This window comes from Pectobacterium odoriferum (genome assembly GCF_009931295.1).
Lineage (GTDB): Bacteria > Pseudomonadota > Gammaproteobacteria > Enterobacterales > Enterobacteriaceae > Pectobacterium > Pectobacterium odoriferum.
The window spans coordinates 3,777,058-3,794,692 of the sequence record NZ_CP034938.1; the positions used below are offsets into that span (position 1 = coordinate 3,777,058).

Annotated in this window: 11 protein-coding genes; all 11 read right to left on the reverse strand. The window is 56.6% G+C overall.

Annotation, left to right across the window (positions count from 1 at the left end):
- Positions 1-4: 4 nt before the first annotated feature.
- The 11 genes from EO763_RS17105 to tssK all read right to left on the reverse strand — a co-directional run bounded on the left by EO763_RS17105 (position 5) and on the right by tssK (position 17,633).
- Entirely contained in the window at positions 5-901 is an 897-nt protein-coding gene (locus EO763_RS17105) for a DUF4123 domain-containing protein (protein WP_161529666.1), read from the reverse strand.
- Complete coding sequence (locus EO763_RS17110) at positions 894-2,864, reverse strand: type VI secretion system Vgr family protein (protein ID WP_161529667.1); 1,971 nt, start codon at positions 2,862-2,864, stop codon at positions 894-896. Before EO763_RS17110 ends, EO763_RS17105 begins: the two co-directional genes overlap by 8 nt.
- A 109-nt stretch (positions 2,865-2,973) precedes the next feature.
- Positions 2,974-4,329, reverse strand: coding sequence for a tetratricopeptide repeat protein (locus EO763_RS17115; protein ID WP_161529668.1), 1,356 nt, complete (start codon positions 4,327-4,329; stop codon positions 2,974-2,976).
- A 28-nt stretch (positions 4,330-4,357) separates the two neighbouring features.
- Positions 4,358-5,791, reverse strand: coding sequence for a VasL domain-containing protein (locus EO763_RS17120; protein ID WP_161529669.1), 1,434 nt, complete (start codon positions 5,789-5,791; stop codon positions 4,358-4,360).
- Between the two features lie 48 nt (positions 5,792-5,839).
- On the reverse strand, positions 5,840-9,337 hold the full coding sequence (gene tssM, locus EO763_RS17125; protein WP_161529670.1) for a type VI secretion system membrane subunit TssM: 3,498 nt from the start codon (positions 9,335-9,337) through the stop codon (positions 5,840-5,842).
- 24 nt (positions 9,338-9,361) lie between these two features.
- Positions 9,362-10,780, reverse strand: coding sequence for a type VI secretion system protein TssA (tssA, locus tag EO763_RS17130; protein WP_161529671.1), 1,419 nt, complete (start codon positions 10,778-10,780; stop codon positions 9,362-9,364).
- Positions 10,781-10,791: 11 nt separating this feature from the next.
- Positions 10,792-11,352 (reverse strand): type VI secretion system-associated protein VasI, encoded by a 561-nt coding sequence (gene vasI / locus EO763_RS17135; RefSeq protein ID WP_161529672.1) that lies wholly within the window; start codon positions 11,350-11,352, stop codon positions 10,792-10,794.
- Complete coding sequence (locus tag EO763_RS17140; protein WP_161529673.1) at positions 11,352-12,890, reverse strand: sigma-54 interaction domain-containing protein; 1,539 nt, start codon at positions 12,888-12,890, stop codon at positions 11,352-11,354. Before EO763_RS17140 ends, vasI begins: the two co-directional genes overlap by 1 nt.
- Before the next feature lie 2 nt (positions 12,891-12,892).
- Positions 12,893-15,490: a type VI secretion system ATPase TssH gene (gene tssH, locus EO763_RS17145; protein WP_161529674.1), complete on the reverse strand. Its 2,598-nt coding sequence runs from the start codon at positions 15,488-15,490 to the stop codon at positions 12,893-12,895.
- 13 nt (positions 15,491-15,503) lie between these two features.
- On the reverse strand, positions 15,504-16,280 hold the full coding sequence (gene icmH / locus EO763_RS17150) for a type IVB secretion system protein IcmH/DotU (RefSeq protein WP_161529675.1): 777 nt from the start codon (positions 16,278-16,280) through the stop codon (positions 15,504-15,506).
- 15 nt (positions 16,281-16,295) lie between these two features.
- On the reverse strand, positions 16,296-17,633 hold the full coding sequence (tssK, locus tag EO763_RS17155) for a type VI secretion system baseplate subunit TssK (RefSeq protein WP_010282513.1): 1,338 nt from the start codon (positions 17,631-17,633) through the stop codon (positions 16,296-16,298).
- Positions 17,634-17,635: the final 2 nt, after the last annotated feature.

A 17,635-nucleotide genomic window follows, 5' to 3' on the forward strand; every position in this document is an offset into this window, starting at 1 on the left:
TCCTTTAGCGGGGAATATATCCCAGTGTATCTTTAAGCAAACGTTCAACTCGGTAATGGCCGGGAACGCTTTCATTACTTAATAAGTCCTGCCATAGCACAGGGAGTTTTTTTATTGAATACATCTCTTTTTCTATCAATAAATGCAGTAATCCGCGAATAGCGCGATCGTCTTCAATACCTTTTGCCTTACAAAAATAATAACACTCGCTCACAGACTCGTTGACTGTTAGGCGCTCAGGGCTATCTTTTAAGCCGTTATAAATGTCCTCCGTCTGGCTCATTTTCCATTCGGGAACATACGGTGCACTATGTTGTATTTTTTCTGCGTACTGAGTCATCGTTTTAGCCGTTAACCCCTCAATGTATTTCACTTCTGCATACTGATTCAGTAAATCAAGCTGTGGCTGGCTGATTCTGAACAATTTCATTCGGCTTTTAGCCGTTGGCGGAAACTGGGCACGGATGGGCTGAAAATGTTCTTCCCGAATGGTTCCATTATGGAGCGTCATCATCTTTTCAATCGGCCCCATAAAACAATGCAATTCCCATTCACTCAGAACATGGCATAAGTTCCAGATATTTCGCGGATCGTAAAAGCGGAAAAACACGGGTTTATCTTCTGAGGGCAAAAGAACCTGTAAATATTTACGTAGATGGTGGCGTAAATCCTTCATGCTCACCGACGTAAATAGATAGATCCCCCACGCCGAGGTTTTATTCACCAGCCAGGATGAAACCTCATGCGTGACTTCAACTAAATAGGGAGCCAGCGGGACTAACTCCTGCTGTAAGGGCTCTGCATATAAGCAACAATGCGGCGGGTCGTGTTCAGCCAAAAAATCCAGTAGTCCTTCTTCAATTGAGCCATCTATAACGGCATATTGCACAGTCTCACTCACGGTTTTCTTTCTCCTTTGCCGGGCAGTGCGCCACAAACAGCGTCCCTGCGGCAGCAGCCGCTTTCAATATCGCCGGATCGGCAGGGAGTGCCACATCGCCGGGGCTGCCACCTGAGTTCAGATTGATGGCCGGCCCTTTGATGTCGACCCCACCGGCGTGGATAACCACAAAGCTGCCCCCAACCCTGAGCGTTAATTTGCTGCCGCTTTGCAGCGTCAGATCGCCGTTGCTGTCTACGCTGAATACGCCGCTGATTTTTTGCGTCAGATCCCCCTTAACCTGTATGCCCCGATCGCCTTCGGTCAGCGATAAATGGTTGCCTGTGGTCTTGTGATCCTGATTGCCTTCCACCGTGACTTTACGATCGTTGGCGACCACCAGCTCTTCATCATGTCCGATGCTTGTTGTGCGGTTATAGTCCACGCGCTCATCTTTGGAATTGAGCACCCGCACTGCCATATTTTTCTGGGCGTGGAGGAAGATCTCTTCGTTGTCGGTCGCATCCTCAAAGCTGAGTTCGTTAAATCCTTTGCCTTTATGGGTCTTGGAGCGAAGCGTGGTACGCGTTTTGTTAGCGGGCAGCGGATAGGGGGACGGATTGGTAACGTGGAAAGTACGCCCGGTGATAATCGGCTGATCCGGATCGCCTTCAAGGAAGCTGACGATCACTTCATGGCCGATGCGCGGAATGGCAATCATCCCGTACTGGCCGCCCGCCCAGCCCTGACTGACTCGCACCCAGCAGGAGCTCTGGTCATTGCTCGCCCCGTAGCGATCCCACGGGAATTGCAGTTTTACCCGACCGTACTGGTCGCAGTAGATTTCTTCCCCCGTCGGGCCGACGACAGTCGCGATTTGCGGGCCGTCCACCATCGGTTTGTACGGCATGGCCGCACGCCATGTCGTCGTGCCTTTCACCACCGCAAAGCTGTTGCTCATGGTCGTCGGTTCGCCGCCGCTTTCCTCTTCCAGCGCCTGCGGCTGCTGCCCGACGTGCGTCACACTCACCGTCTGCCATACCGCGTTCAGCGCCGCATTCGGGTGCTCCGTCAGGGTAAAGGTATTGCCCGGCATCAGCCCTGCGCAGTTGGATTCGCCTTCGCTTGTCACCGCCCCTGCCCGCAGCGCATCCAGCCGATAGCCGCTGAACGCCTTGCCGCTCGGGTCTTGCTTATAGCGCCCCGGATAGTCGTAGTGCTGATAGCTTTCTCGCTGGTGCGCCAGCTCGCCGCTCATCTTCTTGTGCGACAGCCCGTAAGCCGGTGTCTTGAAGCTGTAATCCTTCAACTCGACGTCCGATGTGCTCACCCGCTCTGCGTAGTGAAAGCGACGGACATATTCGCCCTCACTTAATCCCTGATTGGCGAGGTTTAAGAACAGCTCGGGGCCTTTGGTTAGCGCACCCGCATCATCGGCAAATACCACGCGGTGTTTACCCTCTTCGTATTCGTGGAAGAAATACATCCCTTCTTCCGCCGCCAGACGGGTGATAAACGCCAAATCACTTTCCCGATACTGCACGCAGTATTCCCGGACCGCATGCTCGTTGCGTAGTGCAAAGGCGTAATCGGTAATACCGGCTTCTTCCAGCAACGTACCGATAATGACTTCCGGCTTTTGCGCCTGAAAGATGCGGGCGTTGGTACGCAGCCCCAGCCGCCACAACGCCGGACGGACTTCCGCCTGATAGCGCGTGCGGCGAAAGCCGGTGTCGCCCTGCGTGAAGCCACTGATAATCCCGCTGACCCGACGCTTCAGTTCGCCTTCATACCAAATCATCAGCTCGCACGGCTGGTCCAGCACCGCGCCGAAATCCACATCCGGCAACGCGCTCGCCAGACTCAGCGACAGGCTGAAAGGCCGGTTCAGCCCTTCATCCAGCCTGAAATCCACCACCGCAAAGGTGCCTGCCTCCAGCGCGCCGACTTTTACGGTGAACTGCAATCCTGTGCTATTTGCCACCTGCCTTCTCCTTTTTCCTTCGCCATGGCTACCGCACGCCCCCCGCTCCCGTTGGAGCGACACGTCGCTATCCTGATGAAAATATTGCCCTTCAATGCACCATCACGGATTACTCTGTTTTTCCGGATGACCAGTGCATCGCCAGCCGCTGCCCGGCTTTGATTTCATCAGGCTGCATCGTCGCTTCCAGATCGTTACGTGCATGAATGGCTTCGCTCATTCCCTCTGTTGCTGCCATCGCGTACCAGGCGTAAGCATGAATACGATTGCGGGAAGCGCCCAGCCCATCCTGACGCATCATGCCCATACGATATTGAGCCATACGGTTGCCGTCATTTGCCGCCAGGCGGTACTGCTTCATCGCCTCAACATAATCCTCTTTGCCGCCTTGCCCCAACCGTAGCATCTCGCCATAGGCCAGACGGGATTCGGTGTCTCCTGCTGATGCCGCTTTGGCATATTCTTCACGCGCACGCGCAAACTCGCTCGCGTTAAATAACCGCTCACCCAGTTCGCGTTGCGCCCGGATATAGCCCGCAGAGGAGGCCTGAACCAGATACTGTTCACGCTTTTCATGGGTTGTCTGGCTCTGACTGAGCAAATAATCAGCCTCGCCCGATCCGCCAGACGCGGCGCGCTCCAGCCAATAACGCGCCTTTTGCTCATCCCAAGGTAAGCGCTTACCTTCGCGGTATGCCTTGCCCAGCCAAAGCTGTGCTTCAGCATCACCTGATGACGCGGATTTTTGATACCAGTTCAACGCATTCTCGCCGTCTTCGTGTCGCGCCATCCACAGCTGTGCCTGTGCCTGACCTAGCGTCGCCGCGCGGAAATACCAGCGTTCGGCCAGATCGCGACGGATCACCACGCCTTTACCTTGCTCATAGCGCTGCGCCAACTGGTATTGCGCATCCCGATTACCCAGTTCGGAGGCCTTCAGCAACCACGCTACGGCATCTTTTTCTCCGCCCGCATGCGTTGCGTGCCACTGGGCGACAATCAACTGCGCGGGGGGATAACCATTTGCCGCAGCGGATTCAAAAGCACTCAGGCAGGCCGCCACCAGCTTTCCCTGATGCTGAACCTGACAGTCCATACCAAGCCGATGCCCCGCTTCGCCATTTCCCAAACGTGAGGACGTTGCCCACCACTGGCGAGCAAACGGGCTGTTCTTGGGCGCACCCAGCCCGGCCTGATACCAATCCCCCACCTGAAGTGCGGCGGCCGCGCGCAGTTCCTGATTGCCCGGAAGTTCAGACAGGCCAGACGCCTTCTGCATCCACTGCATCGCCTCGGTGTACTGCGAGCGCGCGGCCAGCGTCTTTGCCAGCTGATATTGCGCCTCTCCGTTTCCCCGGTTCGCTGATGCCACGAGTTCTGGTTCAGACAGCGATGTGACGGGTGCCTGACATGACACCAGCCAACAGGCCGACAGGCCTATCACTAATTTTTTGTATTTCATCATGTGCTCAGCGTTTTTCCCTTCACGACAATCAGCTGGCAGAATTACTCTGCTGCAAACGGTACAAGCGAACGTTGAAGGCGCGCAGTTCGTCTTCCATCGCGCGTAGCTCCGCTGGCGTCAGCGACTGGCTCTTGGTTTTACGTGCCTCAAGTTCTCGCAGTCGTATCCCGAAGGGAACGTCCGACATCAGGTCTTTTTGCATATCGTAGAGCTTTGATTTCAGATAGGAAATCGTCACCGTCCGGCGCTGCCGTTCCAGTTCCAGCAGTTGCTGCAACGTCTCGTTGACGCGGGCCTGAGCCTGTTCGTACCCGCGCGTTTTCGGTTCATCGCCCTGCTGACGTTCAAGCGCAATCTGCCACTGGCGTTCCATCTCCTTCACCGCCAACGAATCGGGATAGAGCTGCTGCATCACGTTTTTCAAGCCGTTGCCGTATTGATACAGATAGAACGGCGAGGCATTTTTCACCTGCTCCAACTGTGCCTGATAGCGGTTGATCAGCTCGCCTTCCATGCCCTGCAATTTCTGCTCGCCCAGCGCAATACGCACCCGGCGAATGTCATTATGATCGGGGGCGACGGGCAACGCGTAGGCTGGCTGTTGCAGTAACGCCAGCGCATCAGCCTTCTGTTCCTGCCAATACTGCCAGCCTGTAATCGCAGCGACAGGCAACGCGCAGGTTAGCAGCCCAGAGACAAACCAGAACCACGCTGGCTTCTGCTTTTTGTGCGCCTCAATTTTCAATACCGTCGGTTTCATTTGCCCTTTCTCCCGTCCGATGAGAATGCTGCCCGCAGGCAGAGCAGCCTGACCCGAGCCTGATGAACCGCTTTGCACCGTCGCGCCGGGTTCCATGTCTGAGTGAAAGAACACCATGGGGGGAATCTGCATATCCTGCTTTTTCAGTTCCTGATCGTCCGACACAATGACAATCTCGGTTTCATCAAACAAATGGGTATAGCCTTCGACGAAGTGCAGCAGATTCTCGACGCGAGGAATGCGGCTCAGCCCAGAGTTATGCAGCTTTTCACTCATCAATTGCAGCGCACGTTCGCAACGGTAAACCAGCCGCTTGTGTTCATGACTGATGGCGTACTGCCGCACCACTTCGCTGATGCGAGCAATAAACCAGTCCAGCATCTCAATACGCGCCCGTTCCTGATGTACCGGCGGCCAGAAGTTATCCCACTGCGTCACGATCAGGTTTGCCAGAAACTCACAGCTTTCCGTGAAGCCGGTCAATCCCGCCAGCCGTGAACGCGCCAGCGTAAAGTAGATCGCAGTCTGAAGATCCACGCCCTGCTTTTCAAAGATGGTGGTGGCCATATCGTGCACCAGCATCCAATCCACATCAGGGCGAGATGCGTGACTCAACTTGTTAATTTCAGCCCGAAGTGCGTCAAACTCCGGCAGCATCCGTGGATCGCGGCCCACTTTCAGGGCCTGTTGTGCATCTTGCATATCACATCATCCAGCAATAGGGAGCCTGAGCAGGCTCCCGAGAGTTAATTAATAAAGCGAGTCAGGCAGCGTGAACTGGCTGAACAGACCACCGGCAAACGGGTTATGGCTGGCATCGGTGTACACGCGATACGTCATCGCCCCGTTCTCCAGCGAGAAGCGCACGTCAAAGGTGTTCTCATTCACCTGAGTTAACTGATCGCTATTGACTAACCGGAACATCGCCCACGGCCCGCTAAAGCTCAGGCTGCGCGGTGAACGCTCACGATCGTCCGGCACTAACGTCAGCTTGCTTTCGGCACCGTCACGCATACTGTTTGGCCACACCAACGGCGTTTTCTGGCGACGACCGTGGCTGTATTCCAGCAACTGTCCGTCCAGATTCAGTACGCTGCGGCGCTTGTTCGCCGTCAGTTCCAGCGGTTCCAGAACGAAATGCACTTCCAGGCTGCCCTGCGCATTAAACAGGGTCTGGCGGATGCGATTAGCACGCTCAAGCTGCTTCACCAGCTCAGCCTGCAAAGGCGACGCCATGCCTTCTTCCAGCATGCCGCTTTCCATCATCGCCTTGAGGTTGGTTTGGTAGAAGCTATCCAGCGTACCCCCAGTCATGAAGAACATTTCCATTTCCGATAGCGGCACATCCTTGTTCGATGACGGGTCGAAGGGATAACGATCCGCCAGCTTCTCATTGAATGGCGTCACGACTTTATCCAGCCATTCCTGATTCAGCGACGACATCGCCAACCCGGTCACCAGACTGGCGCTCTCTCCGGCTAATTGCCCTACCCAGCGATCCAGCGGTGCAGGCAAACTGCGGGCATATTGCTGTAATGCGAACACCGGATCGGCAAATTTATTTCCCTGCCGCGCCTGCACCGCTTTCAACGCCGCCTGTCCCGGATCGGTCGCGTTGACGATCTGGTCGAGATAGTGATAGAGATCCGTCAGTTTCTGATTAACCTCTTGCACCAGCGGCCCCTGCTCACCGCGTCCGCTCAGCGCCGCATTGATAGTCATAAACGGACGGCCCGTACGCGTATTAATGCTCTGCGCCGTGTCGTTATCATCATCAGCCAACTTGCGGATACGGGTGTTATCACTCACCGTGGTCAGCACACGCTGGAAGGGCTGATCGTTGCCGGTAATATCCGTGAGGATATCGAGCGCCTGCTCCGGCGTATCGAGCGTTTGCACATCAATGTTCGCCAGCACTTTCTGCCACTGGTTGATGTAATCCGTAATGTAGCGGTCATTCACCTGACGCAGAATTTCCCGCCGATCGGCCTCGCTGAACTGCGCACGCTCACGCTGTCCCAGCACCCAGGCATCGAGTGCCGTCAGCTCTAATAGCGCTTTGTCCTGCTTGAGGTAATAATCGCTAAAGCCGGGATACGTCAGCAGTCGAGGCACGCTTCCCGCTTTGTCATTGCGCAGGGAAAACACCGGATCAAACGTCGGCCCGACTTCATCACGAATGGCTAAATCTGGCGGCAGTACCTGCGTCGCCTTCATCACCAGACTCTGATAAACACGCTGATACATCGGCAGCTTGCTCAGTTCTTGTTGAGCCAGCGTGATCGGCTGATTAAATGGCGCGAAGGTGCTGATCGCTAACGTATCTTTTTGCTCACGCGCCTTGTGCCAATCGGTGTGCTCAAGGGCGTAATCCAGATGCTGCATCAGCTGTTCCTGCACGTTGCCCTGTCCGGGAAATGCCTTCTGCCAACGCTGCGCCATAAACTGCTCGACCAGCGATTTATTGCGCCCTGACGCATCATCCAGCATCCGCATCACGCGCAGAATCGTCAGCTTTTGCTCGCTATTGGCCGGTGCCTGATTCAGATCTTCCAGCAGCCCTTGCATCACAGCAGGGAGAAAGCGCTGATTCAGCATTTGCAGATAGGTGCCTTCAACATGAGGCCCAATCTTGTCGCCCTGATACAGGCCAAGGTCGGCTAGCAGCGGCGTGCGCTCATGGTAATTACCAAAGGATAAGGTCGCATCGCGAATCAAATTCAGACGCGGCAGTTGCTGATAGCCGTAGCCCTGCTGGCCTTCCAGCTCATTGGTACCGATAAAAGCCTGTGCTTTCGTCAGGACGTTACGCCCAGCCTCTTCGTTGACCCGATAGAAATGGTGCCAACTGCCAACCAGCGCCAGACTGGCGAGCAGCATGCAGCCCACACCGATACTCAGCCGACGGCGACGATACAGGCTATGCAGCCGGTTTTCGCCCGCCAGACTGGCCTCAGGGAAAATGACATCAGGGAAGAGGCGCTGCACGAAGAACGTGTTCGATTCACCGCGCAGCGCAGGGTTAATCGGCTCGGGCAGTTGATAACGCCGGGACGCCGATTGCGCAAAGGCATCGAACGGCACCCCTTGTTGATAGACAGAGCTGACGTAGACACCGCGAATCAGGAACGCGCGATCCTCACCCGTCGCTAACGTTTCCGTCAGCACGTCCATCACGTAATCTTTCACGCCAGCCAGTTGGCGAACGAACGAGAACAGCGAATTGCGCACACTTCTGTCCGATTGCGTCAACAGCATGTCTGGCAGGTTGTCATTCAGGTGCGTGACCCACTCGTCCCAGAAGCGTTCCAGCTCTTCTAACCAGCCTTTGCTGTTGCTCGCCTGCGGAGTAAACGTGACCCCTAATACCGCCTGACGCGCTTCACGGTTCAACTGGCGATAAACCTTGTCGAAGCCGCTCAGCATATCCAACCGGGTCAGCGCGATATACACCGGTAAGCGCGTATTGATGTTGACGGAAATTTCCTGCAAACGCGCACGCATGACCTGCGCGTAGGCTTTGCGATCCGCGACCCCAGCCTGCGCCAGCCACGAGATATCCAGCGTAAGCACCAGACCGTTGAGCGGCTGGCGGCGGCGGTTTTCACTGAGCCACTGTAGCAAGTGCTGCCACAGACGAGCATGACGCTGCCCGAGTGAATCGCCCTCCAGTTCAGGCTGGGCAAGTAGCTGTCCGCTGGGATCCCAAATCACCGCAGATTCCCCAACCCAACTGCTCACCTGCTGGCCTGCCGCCACATCTCGCAGCTCAGCATCCAGCTTCGGATTCATTTTGTTTGCCGGATTGGCGCGATGGATCAGGCTACTTTTCCCGCTGCCCGCCAGGCCAATAGTCAGATACCACGGCATCGCATACAGCGCTCTTTTGCCCAACTGGGTCTGAAACGCGTCCAGCCAGCGATCGAGAAACGTCTGCTGGCTGTCGACATACACCTGCAAGGGATCCTGCTCAATCACCTGCTGTTCATGACGCTCCGCACGCATCTGCTGCACACGACGCCAGACCAGCCAGGCGCTGTAGGAGAACGCCAGCCACAGCCAGACCAGCGTGAACACCACGCGGCCCCAGATTCCCTGCAACGGACGGGACTCGCCCACCGTCAAACGCGGCCCCAGCCACCAGGCCAGAACCAACACGACGACCCACAGTAGCACGCCCAACAGTAGCCAGGAGGGTTTCAGTTTAGGCAACTGCTTGCGTAGAAAGGTTATGATTGTTTTAAACATAAGTGACCATTCACTCCGAATGTCTTATTTTTTGCGGGATGCCGCCAACCGCTCCACGCGGCTGACCAGTCCCGGTTCCCATTGCATCAGGCCCAATTGTTGGCTTTCCTGCCACATGTGCTGATAGTGCTGTGCTGCCAGTGACTTCATCCCTTCTTCGGCAAGTAAATCCGCCAGTACCAACTCGGCATAAAAGCGATCGCGAGGCTCTTTCAGGCGACGCATGCGTTCATCCAATAGCTGCATCGCCGCCCCAATACCTTTCTCATCTCGGCAGGCTGCCGCCTCCGTCGCCAGATCGTCCTGCCGCACCCCGCCGCCGCCGCGAACCGGCTGGCTGGACTGCAACCACTGGCTACACTTCCCCGTCAGAAAAGGGGCACCATCACTGAACGCCAATTCACGCAACTCCGGCACACGCTGAATAAACGCAGAAAGCTCCTCGGCAATCGCCGTCGCGACGGCGGCATGCCCCAACCGTGAGGCCACCGAAGCGGACAACATGTGGCCATCAAACCAGTAAGGTGCCAGCACCAGACTTTGTTCTATGCGTTCCCACAGCGCCAAATCAGCCTGAGCCAGCGCACTTTGGTATTCATCCACGCGGTCTGACGAGACGGGGGCCAACTGAGTTTTATTTCCCTTGGACGACATCGGCGGTGTGGCAATACCGGACCAGATAGCGTGGCGTCGCAGACGGTAACCCATCGGTGAATCGGGATGGCGCTCAACCAGCAGCGCCGCGACGTTCAGTTGGGTTTGCCGCCAACCGCGCTCGTCGGATGAATTAATCTCCACCGAACTGACGGGTGTCGAGGCCGCGCTCGCGCTGGTTTCACTCCCGCCTGAGCTACCGCTCGCTGTCGGAGGCGGTTTTGCCGTCTGATTCGCCTGTTCCTGCGCCTGCTGTCGCTGTCTGGCGCGCTTAACACCCTGCACCAGTTCATCCATCAGCGCCGCTTTGTCGCTCGCCAGTTCACCCCAGCGGGTCGCCACCTGTTCCGTTAACTGCTGTAATTGCTCCAGCTCTGCGCTGGAGGCACTTTCTGCAATGCGGGGCAGCGCGCTCTCAAAACGCCGAACAATCTGGAGCATCAACTTCTGTTTCTGAACCGGACTGGCAGGCCAGGCAGGCACCCAGTAACTCTCCAGCCAGCTATCCAGCAGCATCAGCGCGGTAGAAAACGGTGTCGCTTTAGCCGGGTGCTGTAAGCAGCGCAATAGCTGCACCAGTACCCGCATATCTTTGGTTTTGCTTTCCAGCAAGGTCAGGCAATACCCTGCCACCACGTTAAGATCGACCTGGTTATGCGCCAGCGATCCCAGCTTGACCAGCTCCGTTTCGACCTTTTCCCAGAGCGGATCGTCAGCCAATACCGCCGCGCGCAATTTCTCATCCGGCAACGAGGTTTGCAGGCGTTTACACCAGGGATGTGCATGCATGAACGCCTCCTTTACCAGTGACACTGCTGACGCAGCGGCGCGAGTGCTTCGCCCAGCCCGGCGAGTTCGATACGCAGCGCATGACCGTCCGCGCCGTTAAGCACCAGTTCGCGATGCCCAATCCAGCGCTTTAACGCATCAATCGCTGGCAGGCCGCGTCCCGACTCCAGCAGCAGCCCACGGTTGCGGATAAACCAACTGTCGGACACCGTCACACCATCCAGTTGCGATGTGACGGACTCACCTGCCCAGGGTTCGCTGAGCGTTAAGCGCAAGTGCGTAATATTGCTGGCGCAGCTAATCACCAGCGTATTGCCATCGGCCAGCACGCGGGTGAGCGTCATATCGCCGCTGTCTACTTCACGTCCCAGTTGAAACGTTCCGCCCGTCGCGGCGTTATCACTCTGTGGGGACAGCGTGCCGCTGCGTTCTGCTTCCCGGCCCAGCGCGTCATAACAGGCCAGCCGGAGCTCTGAAGCCGTCTCATTGCGGCACTGTTCCCATAACGACTGCCAGGCGGGATCGGGGGTCGCAGCGGTTGCCAACAGTAAGGGTGCCATCGTCAGAAACATCAATTTACCTCCAGCTTCTGGCATTTGTGGTCGAGAGTGCGTTTAGGAATATTGAGGCTATCGGCTACCAGCAGGCGGTTGCCCTGAAACTGGCGCAGGCGTGCTTCAATAACAGCCGCTTCATACCGCTGTGTGGCGATACGTAAATCGTGGATATGCTGATAACGATCCTGTTCCTCAGCTGTACTGCTCCTCAGCCGATCGCGCAGTTCAGGCGGTAGCGATGCCAGAGACAACGCCTCACCGTCTGGCGTATGCGCGCAGGCGACTTCCAGCAGATTACGCAGTTCCCGCACATTGCCGGGAAAGTCATATGCGACTAGTTGGCGCAGGAAGGCCCGGTTCAACGGCCCCACGTGTTTTTGCTGTTTATCTGCAAATTGACCGATGAAGTGCTCACACAGCAGACGAATATCATCCGGCCGCTCACGCAGCGGTGCGACCTGCAACAGGCATTGGCAAAGGCGATGATAGAGGTCCTGCCGAAACACACCGTCAGACACCTGCTGCTCCAGCGGCTGATGGGTCGCGGCAATCAGACGGAAATCGGAATGCACCTCTTTCTCCGCACCGAGGGGACGGAAGCTATGCGTTTCCAATACCCTTAACAGCTTGGCCTGCATGGACTGCGGCATATCGCCGACTTCATCCAAAAACAGGGTTCCGCCGTTAGCCTGCTCGACCAGACCAATCTTGTTGCTTTGTGCACCAGAGAACGCCCCTTTCTGATAGCCAAACAGCTCGCTTTCAATCAGGTTTTCTGGGATTGCAGCACAGTTGATAGCGATAAAAGGTTTGTCGGCACGTTCGGAACACTGATGCAGCAAACGCGCCACCACATCTTTCCCTGAACCGGTTTCGCCCTGAATCAGCACCGAAAGCCGGTGCTTTGCCGCCTGATAGATCTGCTGATGCAGCGCTTTAATGACGACAGAGCGACCAATTAGCGTGGCTTCTACCCGCTTTTTCTGCTCACGACGGCTCTGCCCTTCATCCTTAATCTGGCGGAGCGAATCTCTCAGTGCGACCTGCTCCCGCCGGGTATGCGCCAGCTCTCGCAGCAGCATAAGCTGACGGCAAAACACCTGCGCCAGCCGTTCGCATTCGCCTCGTTGATGCAGCGCTTGCAGACGCGTCGGCGTATCCAGCAGCGCCAACACCGCCAGCGGTTTGCCGCTATCCGACAGCAGCGGCAGCGCGTGCAACCCGCAGTTCGTCCCGACAGAGACCAGCATCTGCCGAAATTCACGGTGCTCAATGCGGGCACCGCCATAGAGAGAATCCCAAGTGCGCGCCTGATTCTTATGCAGCGCATAAGCCAGCGGGTGGCTAAAGTCATCCACGCCCAAATTCAGCGCCACCGGCGTTTCATGCACTCGCCCCTGGCAGGTCAGTTGCCTGCCGCTGACATCCACCATACCCAGTAGCATCCCTTGAGGCTGCCAGGCGGCCTGCATCGTCTCCAGCAGCCAGTCGCACAGACCGGCCTCATCATGCTGTCGGGTGAGTGCAAGCGCCAGTTCGAGGGCATGTTGCATACTCAGCCCTCAACCTCAGTCTGGAACTGGCCGGCTTCGACGCGGAAATGAATACGGCTGACAGGTTCACCCGCCGACATACGTTGCAGCAGCTGTAGCGAGACCGGTGGCAGCAAGGCGCCATCAATCACCGATTCGAGCATACGTGCGCCGTTTTCGCTGCGATTCGCCAACCGCAGAATCTCTTCCGGCACTTCGTCCTCAATGATGACTTCCGCGCCAAAGCGCTGTTGCAACAGAGACACCAGACGCGACAATTTGCCCTGTACAATCTCAACCATGGTGTCATGCGCCAGCGGCAGATAAGGGATGACTTCCATACGCGCCAACAGCGCAGGTTTAAAGAAGGCCGCCAATTCGGGATAAAGCGCATCCAGCAACACATCCGACTGCTCGGCGTAGTTCACGATTGTCTGGAACCCGAGGTTGGACGTCAGGAAGAACACCACGTTGCGGCAGTCGATGACTCGGCCTTCACCATCAGCCAGTTCACCTTTATCAAACGCCTGATAGAACAGGTTCAGGACATCCGGGTGTGCCTTCTCCACCTCATCCAGCAGCACCACAGAATACGGTTTCTGGCGGATGGCCTCGGTCAATACACCGCCTTCACCAAACCCGACGTAACCGGGAGGTGAACCGATCAGACGCGAAACCGTATGTTTTTCCTGATATTCCGACATATTGATGGTGGTCAGATAATTACGTCCGCCAAACATCAGGTCGGCAATTTGCACCACCGTTTCCGTTTTACCCACGCCGCTCGGCCCCACCAACAGGAAAGCCCCCAACGGACGTCCCGGACGACGGAGATCCGCACGCGCGGTCAGCAGGTGCTTATGCAATTGGGCAATCGCCAACTGCTGTCCTTTAATTAAATCCCCAAGGAATTCAGGCAGGCGCGTGACGACATCCATTTCACTCTGTGAGATACGGTTCAGCGGCACGCCCGTCCACTCGGCAATAACGGCTGCAATCTGCGTTTTATCAACGTGAGGAGAGACCAGCACGGAGGACTGTTGCAGCGCTTCCAGTGCCTGTTCACAGGTAGCCAGTTCCGCCGCCGCCGACACCGCATCAAAATCGACAGACTGCTCTTCATCCAGCAGCGCCGTGCGCAGTTCAATCACGCGCTGAACCTGTGTTTTCTGCTGCTGCCAATCGGCTTCCAACTGTGCCAGTTGCACCGCACCAGCTTCGCGGGCGTCACGCAGTTCGACTAACCGCTCTTCGGTATTGCCCAAACCGATGCGTGCCTGACGCTCAAGCTGGGTGATTTCCATTTCCTGCTGGCGCAGGCGGGTCTGTAGCTGGCTGACCGCACGCGGTGGCGTCGTCAGGTTAATGGCGACACGCGCACTGGCAGTATCCAGCACGTCAATCGCCTTATCGGGGAGCTGGCGACCGGAGATATAGCGCGCCGACAGCTGCGCGGCCGCCTGAAGCGCGTCTTCATCAATCAGGACACCGTGCGCTTTTTCATAGATGCCGCGCAGCCCACGCAGGATAACCGTGGCTTCTTCAGCATTCGGTTCACCGACTTTGACGAGCTGGAAACGGCGGGAGAGCGCGGCGTCTTTCTCGACGTATTTTTTGTATTCACTCCAGGTCGTGGCCGCGATGGTGCGTAGTTCACCGCGCGCCAGCGCAGGCTTAAGCAGGTTGGAAACGTCCAGCCCACCGGCCTGATTGCCAGCCCCGATGAGCGTATGCGCTTCATCGATAAACAGAATGATAGGGCGCGGCGCATCTTTCACTTCCTGCATCACGCCTTTGAAGCGTTTCTCAAATTCGCCTTTCACCGAGGCACCGGCCTGCATCGCCCCCAGGTCGAGGGTAAGCAGTTCCACATCCCGTAATCTTTCCGGTACGGCACCCGCAACAATACGCAGCGCCAGCCCCTCGATCAGCGCACTTTTACCGACGCCCGCTTCCCCAACCACAATCGGGTTGTTTTTACGACGGCGGGACAGAATGTCGATCATCAGATCGATTTCATGGTCGCGGCACAGCACCGGATCCAGTTGCCCCTGTCGGGCAGATTCCGTCACGTTTTGGGTATAGCGAGAGAGTTGCGTGTTCGCCGCAGCAGCCTGTTCGGCCGTGGCGGACTGCACCGCGACTTCCGTTTCAACCGAATCCTTCACCCACTCATCAAACTGCTGGCGTAAAAGCTCACGGTTAATCTGCGCCAACGGGCGGGATATCGCGCCTGCCACATAGCGATTGGGCGTCAGCAGCAAGACCAGCAGTAAGATGCCGCTACGCAGGCGTACGTGTTGAAACTCAGCCGAGGCCAGCAGCCAGCTATCCTGTAACCACTCCACCAGCAGAGGGGAGAAAGAAGGGTAGCCCGCGTCAAATTCTTTATCCATGGAGGAAGGCAACAGCAGCGAAGACAGTTCATCCGCATCCACGCCTGCACGCTTGAGGATCTGGCGTACATCGCACAGCGGCGTTTCCAGCATTTTCATCAACAGGTGCTCAATACGGATTTCCGCACCCTGATGTTGAATACAGAGTGCCGCCGCTTCTTCCAGCATATGACGGCACACGGGGTTGAGTCGTTCAACCAGTGTCGGCAGTTCAATTCGAATCACGGTGTAGCTCCTGTTATTGTAATAATTCTCCCAGCTGACGCAGTACGTCCTGGGTTTGATGAGTTAGCTGATAGCGGTACAGGCCGAATGCGGCCACCAGAACCACACACACGCCGACAAACAGCGTGCGCAGTGACACCTGTCTGCGCAGTTGGTAGCGCGAGGCTTGCTGCCCCAAATTCAGGTGGAATACCGTAGGTGCATTAGTGGGCTCAGGGTGCAAGGAGTCATGTAACTGACTCACAACGCGGTTCAACTCCTCACGCCCCTGCGTCATCACCCGATAGCGTCCTTCAAACCCCAGACAGAGGCAGAGGTAGATAAATTCCAGAATGTCGCGATAGCGAGTGGGATCGTCCAGCAGCTTCTCCAGCAGGACAAACACCTTTTCACCTCCCCAGGTCTCATTGTGAAAACGCGTCAGCAGGGAATGTGCCGACCACATGCTTTGGCCACCCCACTCCCGCCCCATCACGGCTTCATCAATGAAGGTGCAGAGGATGTAGCGGAAAGACAAAATCACACCGTTTTCATAACCATGAGAATGCAATTCCTGCTCAATGGCCTGAATTTCAGACACCACGCGCTGATAGAGATCCTCCACACCCCCATAGGCAGACAGTTGGCGGACCCGCTCTACCATGCCCAGCAGCGGTGTAACCGCATCAACCATCGGATTGATGCTTTGTCCACGCAGGCGGAACCAGTAGTCAGAGTCCATATCCATTTGTCGGGCATGGTCAAAAAGCAGATCGCCCAGTTGCTCATTTTTAATCACTTCGATGCTCATCTCTTCCTCTCCTGACTACTGACCACGAATAGCCCAAAGCTGCATATCCAGTTCTGGGAATTCACCAGCAATGTGGAACGCCAGCGTGTTGCCAGACACCAGCACCTGCCAGGCAGGGCTTTGCCTATCCAGTTGGAAATAGCTGTAACCTGCGTGATAAGGCAACTGACGCGGCGCGACCGGCAGCGGCAGCAGCGGAATGCCAGGCAATTGCAGGCTGATCAGTTCGCGGATCTTCTCGCTGGAAGCGATCTTCGTTTGTTGCAGCAGTTGTTTACGCAAATGCTCCTGCGGCATACGCGCGCGCACCGCCAGCACAAACTCGGCGCTAGCCATCAATTCCGCATCGCCCACCATCGCCACCATCACACCATACGGCTGTTTCTTCAGTTGGATGGAAACGGCGCGCGGCGACAGCACGGTACTCAGGGCTTGGCGCAGTGCCATCATCAGCGGCTCAAAGCTGGCCTGCTGATGTTCGTGACGATAGGCGGGGAACTCCGGCGGCAGACGCGACTCATCGGTAAACGTCATCAGTTCACCGCACAGCTCAACCAGCGTTTCGTGCAGGCGTTCAGGGTGCAACGTGCCAAGGCGCGCCAGATGTGACAGTTTAGGCTGAGCGCGGTTAAGCAATTGCAGCATCATGAATTCGGCCACGTCCGCTACGCCCTGCTGTCCCGGGGCGGCAATACGCTGCGCCAGACTGCGTGCGCGCTCTGCCACTAAACCGGCAGATTCCCCCAAAAAGCGTTTTAGGGTGGGGATCGCAGTGACGCTGATGCTGCACGGCATAAAGTTAGGATCCAGAATCAAGCCGCCGTCAGGGCGCTTATCCAGAATGTTGGCAATCGCCAGCGAGGCATAGGCGCTGCGATCGTCACGATCGAGCATCAGACGCAGGCTGACCTTACCGACTTCCAGAGAAACGATATCGCCACCGTCGCTGTGCAAATCGCGCACGTCATGCCGGTGCGATTGCAGACGGCTGGCGATCCCCTGCCCCGGTTGACCGACTTCACTAACGCCATTCACCGCCAGCGGTAGCGCCAGATACACTTTCTGGTTTGCCAGCGCGACATCGGTAATCTCCAACGGTAGCGGCAGAGCGTCATCACCCGGAATATTGAACACGGTGCCGTCAGGCATCACACCGCTGGCGTTAACCAGCGCGATGCGACCAAAATTGAGATATTCCTCATTAATCGCCAGCGACTGCAAGCCATAGAAATAGTCACTGAGGGCGCTGAGACGCGCGTGCAGTGCGTAATCAGTGTGTCGTTGCTGTTGTTGAAAATGCTGCGGTTTAATGAACAGACCTTCCCGCCAGATAATGCGATTGCGACTCGACATAA

Excerpts from the sequence above, each read along its gene's own strand:
- tssM (WP_161529670.1), bottom strand. The coding sequence starts at position 9,337 with ATGTTTAAAACAATCATAACCTTTCTACGCAAGCAGTTGCCTAAACTG.
- tssA (WP_161529671.1), bottom strand. The coding sequence starts at position 10,780 with ATGCATGCACATCCCTGGTGTAAACGCCTGCAAACCTCGTTGCCGGAT.
- EO763_RS17115 (WP_161529668.1), bottom strand. The coding sequence starts at position 4,329 with ATGATGAAATACAAAAAATTAGTGATAGGCCTGTCGGCCTGTTGGCTG.
- vasI (WP_161529672.1), bottom strand. The coding sequence starts at position 11,352 with ATGTTTCTGACGATGGCACCCTTACTGTTGGCAACCGCTGCGACCCCC.
- EO763_RS17120 (WP_161529669.1), bottom strand. The coding sequence starts at position 5,791 with ATGCAAGATGCACAACAGGCCCTGAAAGTGGGCCGCGATCCACGGATG.
- EO763_RS17140 (WP_161529673.1), bottom strand. The coding sequence starts at position 12,890 with ATGCAACATGCCCTCGAACTGGCGCTTGCACTCACCCGACAGCATGAT.
- icmH (WP_161529675.1), bottom strand. The coding sequence starts at position 16,280 with ATGAGCATCGAAGTGATTAAAAATGAGCAACTGGGCGATCTGCTTTTT.
- tssK (WP_010282513.1), bottom strand. The coding sequence starts at position 17,633 with ATGTCGAGTCGCAATCGCATTATCTGGCGGGAAGGTCTGTTCATTAAA.